This is a genomic window from Sphingobium chungbukense, assembly GCF_001005725.1.
In the GTDB taxonomy this organism is placed as follows: Bacteria; Pseudomonadota; Alphaproteobacteria; order Sphingomonadales; family Sphingomonadaceae; genus Sphingobium; species Sphingobium chungbukense.
In genome coordinates, this window is record NZ_LBIC01000001.1 from 609,265 (window position 1) to 621,237 (window position 11,973).

An 11,973-nucleotide genomic window follows, 5' to 3' on the forward strand; every position below is an offset into this window, starting at 1 on the left:
AGGAAAATTGCGCTTCTCGCACTTGCCCACAAGATATTCTTGCCGCTACGGCCACCCTCATCGTTTCATAATGTGGGTGCAGCCATGACCGATAAGTCGAATGTGGAATTTTCCGAACGCGAGGCGCTGTTCTTCCACTCGACCGGACGCCCCGGCAAGATCGAGATCATCGCGTCCAAGCCGATGGCGACGCAGCGCGACCTCAGCCTTGCCTATTCGCCCGGCGTCGCGGTGCCGGTGCGCGCCATCGCGGAAGACCCGGCGACCGCCTATGACTATACGGCCAAGGGCAATCTGGTCGCGGTGATCTCCAACGGCACGGCGATCCTGGGCCTGGGCAATCTGGGCGCGCTGGCGTCCAAGCCGGTGATGGAGGGCAAGTCCGTCCTCTTCAAGCGCTTCGCCGACGTCGATTCCATCGACATCGAACTCAAGACCGAGGATGTCGACAGGTTCATCGACGCCGTCGAATTGATGGAGCCGACCTTCGGCGGCATCAATCTTGAGGATATCAAGGCGCCCGAATGCTTCATCATCGAACAGACGCTGAAGGAACGGATGAACATCCCGGTCTTCCATGACGACCAGCACGGCACCGCGATCATCGCGGCGGCGGGCGTCATCAACGCAGCGATGCTGACCGGCCGCGACATGAAGGACATGAAGGTGGTGGTGAACGGCGCGGGCGCCGCGTCCATCTCCTGCACCGAACTCATCAAGGCGCTGGGCGTCCAGCACGACAATGTCATCATGTGCGACAGCAAGGGCGTGATCTACCAGGGCCGCACCGAGGGCATGAACCAGTGGAAATCGGCCCATGCGGTGAAGACCGACGCCCGCACCCTGGCCGAAGCGGTCAAGGGCGCGGACGTGTTCCTGGGCCTTTCCGTCGCGGGGGCGATGACGCAGGACATGGTGAAGTCGATGGCGGACAAGCCGATCATCTTCGCCATGGCGAACCCCGACCCGGAAATCGCGCCGCCCGACGCCAAGGCGGTGCGCCCCGACGCCATCGTCGCCACCGGCCGGTCGGACTATCCCAACCAGGTCAACAACGTCCTTGGCTTCCCCTTCATCTTCCGCGGCGCGCTCGACGTGCGGGCCACCGGGATCAACGAGCCGATGAAGCTGGCCGCCGCCAAGGCGATCGCGGAACTGGCGCGCGAACAGGTGCCGGAGGAAGTGGCCAAGGCCTATGGCCGTTCGCACAGCTTCGGGCCGGATTACATCATCCCCGCGCCCTTCGACCCGCGCCTGATGGAAGTGGTGCCGTCGGCCGTCGCGCAGGCGGCGATGGAAACCGGCGTGGCGCAGCGTCCGATCGCGGACATGGCCGCCTATCGCCAGTCGCTCAAGGGCCGGCTCAATCCGACCACCTCGGTGCTGACCACCGCCTATGAAGTGGCGAAGGCCAATCCCAAGCGCGTCGTCTTTGCCGAAGCGGAAGAAGAAGTCGTACTGCGCGCCGCCATCCAGTTCCGGACGCTGGGTTACGGCATCCCCGTTCTGGTCGGCCGCGGCCATGTCTATGACAAGCTCAAGGAACTGGGCGTGCAGGACCCGGAAAGCTTCGAACTGCACAACAGCGTCAACTCGCCGCTGGTGCCGGATATGGTCGACACGCTCTACAAGCGTTTGCAGCGCCGCGGCTATCTGCGCCGCGATTGCGAGCGGATGGTCAATCGCGACCGCAACATCTTCGGCTCGCTGCTGGTGAAGATGGGCCATGCCGACGCGATGATCACCGGCATGACCCGGCCGTTCGCCCAGACGCTGCGCGAGGTGAAGCGGGTGATGGACCCGGCGGCGGGCCGGACCCCCTTCGGCATCCATGTGCTGGTGACCAAGGACAAGACGGTGTTCCTGGCCGACACCACGGTCAATGAGCGCCCCTCGGCACAGGAACTGGCCGACATTGCGGAGGGCACGGTGGCGGTCGCCCGCCGCATGGGCCATGACCCGCGCGTGGCCTTCCTGTCCTATTCCAATTTCGGCAACCCGCCGGGCAGTTTCCTTGAAAATATGCGCGATGCGATCAAGTTGCTGGACGAGCGCGACGTCGATTTCGAATATGAAGGCGAAATGACCGTCGACGCGGCGCTCAACCCGATGGTGATGAAGAATTATCCCTTCAGCCGCCTGTCGGGTCCGGCGAATATCCTGGTGATGCCGGGGCTTCAGTCGGCCAATATTTCGGCGAAGCTGCTGCGCGAAGTGGGCGGCGCGACGATGATCGGGCCGATGCTGGTCGGCATGGAAAAGTCGGTGCAGATCGCCACCATGGCATCCAATGCTTCGGAACTGCTGACGCTCGCGGTGCTGGCTTCGGCTGGCGTCGCGGTCTGATGCCGGGCGTTTTACGCGGGTGATCCGCTCCGCCACGCGCAGGGATGTCGCCCAAAGGGAACTCATGAGCTTATCAGCGGGATTTGCTTGCCATGGCGCGCCAAGTCGCGAAAAAGGGGGCATGATGAAGAACACCGATCCCTTTCCCATTTCCGGTGCGCGCGCATGAGTGAAGCGGTCGCCTTCGACAGCGGCACCTTCCGCCGGGTGCTGGGGCACTATCCCACCGGCGTTTGCGTGGTGACGGCGGTAGAGGATGGGCAGGTGCCGACCGGCATGGTGGTCGGGTCCTTCACGTCCGTCTCGCTCGATCCGCCGCTGGTCGCGTTCTTCCCCGCAAAGGATTCGCAAAGCTGGCCCCGAATCGAGAAAGTGGGGAAATTCTGCGTCAACATCCTGGCCAGCGACCAGAAGCCACTGTGCCAGCAATTCGCGGTGAAGGGTGGGGACGACAAATTCGCCGGCGTGACGCATCGCGTCTCAGCCAACGGATCGCCGATCCTGGACGGTGTAGTGGCCTGGATCGACTGCCAATTGGAAGCCGTGCACGAGGCTGGCGACCATTATATCGTACTCGGCCGGGTCATCGCACTGGAGGTGGAAACGCCGGGCAAGCCGTTGCTGTTCTTCCAGGGCGGCTATGGCGAGTTCGCCCATCTGGCCTGACCTTCAGAAGAAGCTGCTCGAATCCACGCCCGCCAATGTGTTGACGCCCAGCAGCAGCACGCTCTGGTCGAATGCGCCGTCGCCATTGGAGTCGTAGAAGACCCAGCCGTCGGTCGTCCCCGCGACGAAGGTCACATGATTGACCCCTGCGGTCGTGTTGGCGGCGGCCAGCGCATCGGAGAAATTATTGGTGGCGATCGCTCGTTCGGCATAGTCGGCGGCAGGCAGGCTGCCGTTCAGGAAGTCGAGATCGATGCGATCGCCTTCGCTGGCCTTGAAGTCGGTGATCCGGTCGTAACTCGCCGTGTTGAGCGTCGTGTCGCCCCGGTTGAAGACGAATATGTCCGCCTCCGTCCCGCCGGTCAGCGTATCCTTGCCCGCACCGCCGATCAGCGTGTCATTGCCCGCGCCGCCCTTCAGCGTGTCACCGGCGAGACCGCCGTCGAGCAGGTCGTTGCCCGCGCCGCCGTCCAGGCTGTCCTGTCCATCCTCGCCATAGAGCCGGTCATCGCCCGCATTGCCCAATATGGTGTCGTTGCCCAGGCCGCCCCAGATGCCGTTGTTGCCGCTATTGCCGGTGATGGTGTTGGCAAGGTCATTGCCGGTGCCGTCGATATTGTCGGTGCCGGTCAGCACCAGTTTCTCGATCTCGGGAGCCAGCCGGTAGCTGACCGATGCGTTGACCTGATCCGTCCCGCCGCCCGCCAGTTCGAAGATCATATCGTCATTGGCGCTGTTGCCGTCGTCGGACCAGCTATCGACGATATAGGTGTCGTTGCCGTCGCCCCCGGTCATGCTGTCGGCGCCGGTACCGCCGTCCAGATAATCGTCGCCCAGACCGCCGATCAGCACATCATTGCCGTCGCCACCGAACAGATTGTCGTTGTCGTCGCCGCCATCGATCGTATCCGCGCCGCCCATGCCGTACAGAATGTCGGCGCCCAGCCCACCCGACAGCATGTTCGCGGCGTCGTTGCCCGTGATGGTGTTGGCCAGTTCATTGCCCAAGCCGTCGATCGCCGTCGCGCCGGTCAGCGTCAGCTTTTCGACATTGGCGGCCAACCGATAGCTGACCGAGGCATAGACAAGATCGCTGCCGCCGCCCGCCAGCTCGATCACCTGGTCGTCATTTCCGGCAAAGCCGTCGTCCGACCAGGTGTCCACATAGAAAATATCGTTGCCCGCGCCGCCGTCCATATAATCGGCGCCCGCGCCGCCATCGATGACATCGTTGCCGGCAAGGGCATAGATGGTGTCGTTGAGCGCGGTGCTCTGATAGGCCGCAACCGTGGTCGTCGGACTGATCGTGTTGTTGCCGGAGGAGCCGGTAATCGTCCTGCCGCCTTCCGCGACATCGGTGATGGTGATGGAGAGCAGCTGGTCGTCGACATTGCTGCCGTCGGTCGCGCGCACCATCACCTGATAGACGCCATCGCCATCGGCATCGATGCGATTCTCATAGTCCGGCGCATTGATGAAGGACAGCGCACCCGTCACGGCATCGATGGTGAAGAGCGCCGCGTCGGCGCCCCCCGAAATGGCGTAGCCCGGTGTCGTGCCGTCCGCATCGGTGGCAGACACGATGGCGACCGCGCTGCCATTTTCCGCCATGCTGATCGCCGCCGATGTGCCGCCGCCATTGGAGGTGATGACCGGCGCATTGTCGTTCGCGTTGGTGACGCTGATGGCGAACGTCTGTGCGACGCTGTTGGTACCGTCGCTGGCGCTGACGATCACATTGTAGATGCGGTCGCCATTGCTGTCGGAGGGTGCCTCATAATCCGGCGCGGTCTTGAAGGTCAGCGTGCCGGTGTTCGCATTGATGGTGAAGAGCGCCGCGTCCGCACCGCCGCTGATCGCATAGCTCAGCGGCGTGCCATCGGCATCGCTGGCCACTACCGTCGCAGCGAGCAGACCGTTTTCCGCCACCGACAAGGCCACCGAAGCCGTCCCGCCATAGGAGGTCAGCACCGGTGCATTGTCGTTGAGATTGACGACGGTGACGGCCAGCGTCTGCTGGTCGGTGTTGGTGCCGTCGCTGGCCTGCACGATCACGTCATAGACATTGTCGCGGTTGGCATCGGTTGGCGTCTCGTAATCGGGTGCGGTCTTGAAGGTCAGCGCGCCTGTGGCCGCATCGATGGTGAACAGCGCCGCGTCGGCGCCCCCGACAATGGCATAGCCGATCGACGGACCATCCGCATCCGTCGCCGTTACCGTGGTCACGGCGGGCGCGTTTTCATTGACGCTGATCGCCGCGCTCGCTCCGCCGCCATTGGAGGTGATGACCGGCGCTGCGCCATCGGACACATCGCGCACGGTTATAGACAGCGTCTGTGTGTCCACCCCGCCATTGCCGTCATTGGCGGCGACGATCAGCTGATAGACATTGTCGCCATCGGCATCGGCCGGGCTTTCGAAATTGGGCGCGGTGATGAAGCGCAACTCGCCCGTTACGGCGTCGATGGTGAAGAACGCTGCATCCGCCCCACCGACGATGGAGAAGCCGACGGTCTGTCCCGCATCCGGATCGGTCGCGGTGACGGTGGTGACGGCCGTGCTGTTCTCGTCGATCGCCAGCGCCGCCGCCGCGCCGCCGCCATTGGAGGTGATGACCGGCGGCGCGTTCAGCGCCGTGGCGGGCGTCGTCATGTCCGCGAACTGGAAATATTCGACATTGCGGATCGTCTTGCTGCCCTCGGGCGAGCCCGCGCGCTGGTCGACAGCGATGAAGCTGCCGTCGGTCTGAAGGGTGAAGAGATAATCCGCGCGGTTGCCGGAAAAGACCAGCGTGTCGATATCGGCGCTGCCGTCGATCACGTCGTTGCCGGCACCTGCAATGATCGTGTCGTTGCCGCCGCCGCCATGCATATAATCGTTGCCGGCACCGCCATCGAGCCAGTCGTCGCCCGAATCCCCGTATAATTCATCCCCGGCCAGCCCGCCATAGAGCCGGTCGTTGCCTGAATCCCCGTGCAGGACATCGCTGCCCGACACATTGTCGTCGTCGCCATAGAGGATGTCGTCGCCCGCGCCGCCCGACAGGCTGTCGTCGCCTGCGCCGCCGTAGAGGATGTCGTTGCCATCCCCGCCGGTCAGCTTGTCCTTGCCGCGTCCACCATAGAGGATGTCGTTGCCCGACCCGCCATCCAGCGTATCGTCGCCGGAAATGCCGTTATTGCCGAGATCGTCGCCATAGAGGATGTCGTCGCCCGCGCCGCCGGAGATGGTGTCGCTGCCCCGCCAGCCGAAGATGATGTCGTTGCCGCCATCGCCCTGGAGATTGTCCTTGCCCGCGCCGCCGATGATGATGTCATTGCCTTCGCCGCCCTGGACCAGCACATCCTTCAGATAATCGATGCCGCCCGGACCGTGCGCCGACAGGTCGATGATGTCATCGCCATCGGCCAGCCAGAATTGCTCGATATTGTCGAAGCTGCCGAAGCCGCCCGAAATGACGCCATTATTATAGAGGATGGCATCGTTGAGGTTGGACCCGTACATGATGTCGGTGCCCTGGCCGCCCAGATAGAGGTCGGTGGAAATCTGGATATTGGTGCCGACCAGCTGGTAGGCGGTGCCGCTGCCGGTAAGGATCGCGGAGTTCCAGACGAGCTGCGCCAGCACCGCATCGGGGCGCACATAATCGAGGTTGGCGAGTCGGGTAAAAGCGAAGAACTGATCCTTTTCACTACCCGCCGTGATGGTCTGACTGCCTACCACATTGAAATAGTTCGCCATGCACGCCCCCTGTCCTGCGTCCTTACGAAAGGTCGGAAAGCTGTACCCTCAAACGTTCCCGGAACGGTGAGGGCATAGGGATATGAGACCCGCCATTGGGGGTGCGCCGATGGGCTTAGGGAGAGGGATTCGGGATATCCTTCCGAAACCAATGGAGCGCCGTCCGAAGGACAAGCCGTCTGACGACACCGATCATGGCCGCAACGCTTCGTAGATCGCGCTGACCTTGGCGCAATGCGCCGCTTCGCTGAACCGGTCGCGGGCATCCGCCTGCGCTGCCAGCGCCATGGCGCGTGCGTCGCCCGGATCCTGGCAGGCGCGGGCCAGCGCGTCCGCATCGTCGGGTTCGACGAGAATGCCGTTCCCGCCTTCCAGCGCCTCGATATTGCCGCCGGACCGCGCCGCGACGATCGGCGTGCCGACCAGCATCGCCTCCACCAGCGTCCGCCCGAAAGGTTCGCCCACGGCGGGCACGACAAGCTGGTCGCAGGCCGCGATCCAGAAGGGGCCGGGCGTGCGATAGCCCATCAACTTCACGCGATCCGCGACGCCCTTGTCGGCGATCCGTTTGCGCAGGGCGATATCCATGGCAGGCAGGCGTGCTTCGCCGAACATCAGGCCCATGACGGGACGGTCGACCGTCGCCTGCAAGCGCGCGATCATGTCGACGAACAGCAAGGGGCGCTTTCTTGGCACGAAGGCGCCGAAATAGCCCAGCAGCAGCGTGCCGGGCGTCACGCCCAATTCGCGGATCAGCGCGTCGCGCGCCTTGGCCCGGTCCATCTCCAGACTGGTGTCGAACGGGCTGTGAATCACCGATGCCCGGTTCCGCGCCGACCAGAGGCCGGGGCGCGGCAGGGCGAAGGACGACACCGCCAGCACCCGATGCGCCAGCGCCGGCGCCAGCAAGCGCAGGCCCAGCGCGCCGGGATCGCCCCGATGATGCCAGATCAGCTTGGCTCCAGCGATGCGTGCGGCCAGCGCCCAATTGGCGCTGCTCCGTCCATCATTGACATGGACGATGTCGATCCGGTTGCGCCGCAGGAAGCGCGCGCGGGGCAGAACGCTTCCCAGCGTTCGCCGGAACTTCCGCAGGGTGAAGGCCTCGCCCGGCACGAACAGCCCACGGGCGGCGGGATCGGCCATCTGCTCGTGACCGGCGAAGAAGCGGGCGATCATGCCGTCGGGCACTTCGGTGACGACGAGTGGCCGGTAAAGCGCCGGGTTGAGATGCGCCATCAATCCACGCACCGAAATATGGCTGCCGCCGATACTGTCCCCGGAAAAGGGGAAACAAATGCGCAAGCGGTTGTCCGCCGCTACATCGTCGGCGGTCATCCGGGAAAGGGGGGCGTTCATCCCTCCTTCCCGTCCATCAGATCGCGCGAGCGCTGGTCGAGAAACTGGTCGAGATTGGCGACACCGTCGCCATCGGCATCGCCCCAGGGGTCGGCCTTGCGCGGATCGGTGCCATGTTGCGCTTCCCAGCGGTCGTCCATGCCGTCGCCGTCCGCATCGGGATAGGGGGTGCCGGGTACGGGTTCGTCGATGAGACCGGGTTGCTTGACGATATGTCCCTTCCGCTCGCGGACCTGACGGGCGATCCGCTGGTCGAACGGGTCGCGCGGGAAGGCGCCGGCATCGCTCAGTACCGTTTCATAGGCGGCGTCCGCCGGTTCCGCCGCGATGGTGGCGGGGCAGGGGGGCTTATCAACCTTCGCCTCCTGCATCAGCGGCGAGACATGCACGAAATCGCCGTCGAACCGGTTGTCGGCGAGATAGACCTTGGCGATCCCCTTCGACCCCATGACATTGCGTGCCACGCCGATCGTGTCGGGCCGCGTGTTCTTCCCTGCGATGAAGCTGTTGCCGATCAAGGATACCGGCACGCCGCCGAAGCTTTCCCAGATTTCGGCAAATTCCGACTGGCCGTTGTAAAGGATGTTGTTGATCACCTCCGCGCAGGAGCCGGGCGGGAAATTCAGGTCCGGATTGCGGTCGCCATTATGGGCGCAGATATTGCCGATGAAGCTCAGATGCTGTGGCCCCTTCGGGTCGCTCGCCAGCAACGCGCATTTGTCGTGGCGCGGAATGCCTTCCGCGAAGATGCTGTTGCTGATCGTGACCCAGTCATTGTCGCCATAGCCGTTGATCAGCTCGTCCCGCGCCCAGCTTGCGCTCACATGGTCGACGATGACCTGGCGGCTGTTCTCGATGGTGAAGCTGTCCTCCGACCCGCGATGCGTGCCCACCCGGTCGTTGCGCACGCGGATATGGCGGATGACGATGTCATGCGTGTTCTTGATCAGGATCGGCGTGCGTCCCTCTTCGCCCCCGGCATGGGTGACAACTATGCCGCCGCCCGGCGCCGTCTGTCCGGCTATGGTGAGATAGGGATTGGCGATCACGGGCGGCCGGGCGGTGAAGCGGATCACTCCGCTCACCCGGAACACGCACACCCGCGGTCCGGAGGCGTCGATACAGGCGCGCAGAGACCCCTGCCCGCCGTCGGCCAGCGTATCGACGGCGATGATGCGCCCGCCGCGCCCGCCCTTGGCCGCGGCGCCGTAGCCCACCGCACCGGGAAAGGCAGCTTCGCCCTTCACCGGCTGTGCCCGCGTTTCGCTGCCCGCGCCCGAACAGCCCGCCATGATGACGGGCAGGATGATCCCGATCAGCCGCCGCCTCATGCTGCGTCTCCGCTGCGCAGCGAATAGCCGTAGCGGCGCAGGAAGGGGGCGCAGATCAGGGTGAACAACCGCTGTTTCCATCCCGGCATTTCCCGCTTCCACTTGTCGTCGCCCCGGATGATGAGCGATTTCTGCATCCGATGGCGGCTGCCCGCGACCTGATGCTGCGGTTCGAAGGGGGCAAGGCCGGTGGCGGGCAGATGCGGCCTTTCCCCCACCAGCGCCACGATCCGCCCGATCTCCCCGCGCGGATCTTCGACGAAATCCTCGTAACGCACGCGTATGCTGCGCCCAGGCCCGACCCGGCGGCACAGCCATTCCGCCGCGAGATTCACCATCGACCATCGCAGTGCCGTGTAGAGCAGGGGCTTGGGCCGCAATTCGCGTTGCACGCCCTTTTCGACGCTGCGCCGATGCCCTTTCATCAGCGACCACGCGACGCCGCGCCCGTCGCGCACCACATGCACGACATGCAGATCGATTCCCGGCATCGCGGCCAGCGCGAGGGCACGTCCCGGCAGCTTCGATGAATCGACCAGCACCGGCCGCCCCGACACCATCGCCATGCCGCGCAGCAATTTGAGCGTCCGCCGCCTGTGGTCGCGCCATCCGGGCAGCCTGAACAACCGTCCCGGCGCCACCAGCCCCTCGGTTCGCTGCTGCGCCCGCCTGTAACCCGCCAGAAATCCCTCCGGCTCTCCCTGTGTCCAGCGCGCCATGATCGCCTTCCATTCCGGGCAATCCCGCACCCGCTCCCCGCAGGCGCAATATTCGCCATTGTCCCACACATGCCGTGCCAGCGTCGTGACCTCGCCGCCGCCCATGATCGCCGGATGTTCGCCCAGTGCGATGTCGAGCAGGGTCGTTCCGCTGCGACCATAGCCCGCCACATAAATCAGCCTGACGGCCGCTTCGTTCCCTTCCAGGTGCCGGGTTTCAGCGCGTTTGTCCGCGATCATCGGCCTGTCGGCATTGTGCAGGGGCAGGATCGCATCCGTCACCAAGATCATCCTTGTCGCACGTGCCGGTCTGGCGACGCTCCGGGGCATTTATCCTTTGCGGCCGGGAGCCGTTCAACGGGTCACAAGGCTGATGTCCCGGCAAATTCGGATAGGTCGGTCTGGCTGGAATCGTCCCTTGCCTCGCTCCGAAGGGCGTTTGCGTCGCGCCCGTGCGCGCGGCAGCCTCCCGTGCGTGACGACTCTGACCAGCCCTGGCACCCTTGGCTCTCCGACGGCCCCCGCGCGGCCGGACATCTTTGCGGCCCATGAACAGGTCTGGGACAGGATCGCACGCTACAGCTTGCTCACGGCGATTTTTCTCAGCGGCTGGGGCCTGCTGCGCGTCGGGCAGATCAACCTCACTTTCTCCGACCTCGCCTTTCTGGTCAGTTTCACCATTTCCGGCCTGCGCGGGCGCCTCAGCGCCACGCCCTTCCGCTCGCTCACGCCCTTCTGGCTCACCGGGCTGGTGATGATGCTGGGCGGCCTGTTCATCGGATCGGTGGTCAACGGCGATCCGCTGCGCTGGGTGAATATCGCCCTGCAATATACCGTCGCCTTCCTCTTCATTCCTGTCCTGCTGATGCAGCAGGAGGAAAGGATCATCCGGACAGCGCCGCTCATCTTCATGCTGGGCATCACCTGTTCGGAAGTCATCGGCATCGCCGCCAGCTTCTTCCTGACTTTCCATGACACGCTGCACTGGCTGGGCGACGGCTTCATCACCGGCAATGGCCGCCTGGGTTCGATGGCCGGACAGCCCAATCCCAATGGCGCGGTCGTCGCCTTTTCCATGCCGATGCTGCTCTATGCGATGCGCCAGCGGCTGATCGGGGCGGTCGGCGGCTTCGCCTGCCTGATCCTGTTGCTCTGGGGCTTGATGCTGAGCGCGTCCTTCACGGGTTTCGCCGCCTCGCTGATGGCGATTTTCGTGACGTTGCTGCTGATGGGCGTGCGCTACATCTTCCGGTTGGGATTGGGCGCGATGGTAGCGGCCGGCCTTTTCCTCGCCAGCGGCGCGCCCTTGCCCAAGGCTTTCCAGGAGCGCGTCGGCAATGCGGTGGAAAGCGGCGATATCGATCAGGCCGGCACCTTCATCAACCGGTCCCAGTTGATTCAGGAAGCCTGGGGCTTTGCCGAGGACAATGTGATCGTCGGCATGGGCGTCGACCAATATCGCGAACTGTCCGCCTATGACAATCCGGTCCACAATCTCTTCCTGTTGATCTGGAACGAGGGCGGCGCCATCGCCTTTTGCGGCCTCATCCTTCTTCTGGGCCTGCTTTGCCTGCTGGCGGCGAACGGATTGCGCATCGGCCGCGACAGGGGAGCGATGGCGGTGGCCGTGGTGCTGGTGTTCCTCGTCTACACCCTGTCCTATCCGCACATGTATTCCCGCATGTGGGTGATGCCGGTGATGGTGGCGCTGGCGGTCGTCTATACGCCCCGCCGTGCGGCTCGCCCCCAGGGAAGCGTTCGGCTGATCTATGCCAGGCCGGTCGGACCGCAGCCTCTGCCGGAACTGTGAC

The 11,973-nt window shown here is 64.4% G+C and carries 7 protein-coding genes; 3 read left to right on the forward strand and 4 right to left on the reverse strand.

All coding sequences use genetic code 11. The features are described from left to right. Window positions 1–84: 84 nt before the first annotated feature. Window positions 85–2,346 (forward strand): NADP-dependent malic enzyme, encoded by a 2,262-nt coding sequence (locus YP76_RS02995; protein ID WP_046762096.1) that lies wholly within the window; start codon window positions 85–87, stop codon window positions 2,344–2,346. Window positions 2,347–2,511: 165 nt separating this feature from the next. Continuing rightward, window positions 2,512–3,012: a flavin reductase family protein gene (locus YP76_RS03000; RefSeq protein WP_046762097.1), complete on the forward strand. Its 501-nt coding sequence runs from the start codon at window positions 2,512–2,514 to the stop codon at window positions 3,010–3,012. A gap of 3 nt (window positions 3,013–3,015) precedes the next feature. Here YP76_RS03000 and YP76_RS03005 read toward each other — a convergent pair whose 3' ends face one another. From YP76_RS03005 to YP76_RS03020, 4 genes are all read right to left on the reverse strand, one after another. After that, window positions 3,016–6,753, reverse strand: a complete 3,738-nt coding sequence (locus YP76_RS03005; RefSeq protein ID WP_046762098.1) for a calcium-binding protein — start codon at window positions 6,751–6,753, stop codon at window positions 3,016–3,018. Between the two features lie 192 nt (window positions 6,754–6,945). Continuing rightward, window positions 6,946–8,112, reverse strand: coding sequence for a glycosyltransferase family 4 protein (locus tag YP76_RS03010; RefSeq protein WP_046762099.1), 1,167 nt, complete (start codon window positions 8,110–8,112; stop codon window positions 6,946–6,948). Next, complete coding sequence (locus tag YP76_RS03015; RefSeq protein ID WP_046762100.1) at window positions 8,109–9,443, reverse strand: pectate lyase; 1,335 nt, start codon at window positions 9,441–9,443, stop codon at window positions 8,109–8,111. Before YP76_RS03015 ends, YP76_RS03010 begins: the two co-directional genes overlap by 4 nt. Continuing rightward, window positions 9,440–10,444, reverse strand: coding sequence for a sulfotransferase family protein (locus YP76_RS03020; protein ID WP_046762593.1), 1,005 nt, complete (start codon window positions 10,442–10,444; stop codon window positions 9,440–9,442). Before YP76_RS03020 ends, YP76_RS03015 begins: the two co-directional genes overlap by 4 nt. 193 nt (window positions 10,445–10,637) lie before the next feature. Here YP76_RS03020 and YP76_RS03025 point away from each other — a divergent pair, with 193 nt between their 5' ends. After that, complete coding sequence (locus YP76_RS03025; protein ID WP_046762594.1) at window positions 10,638–11,972, forward strand: O-antigen ligase family protein; 1,335 nt, start codon at window positions 10,638–10,640, stop codon at window positions 11,970–11,972. Window position 11,973 lies beyond the last annotated feature (1 nt).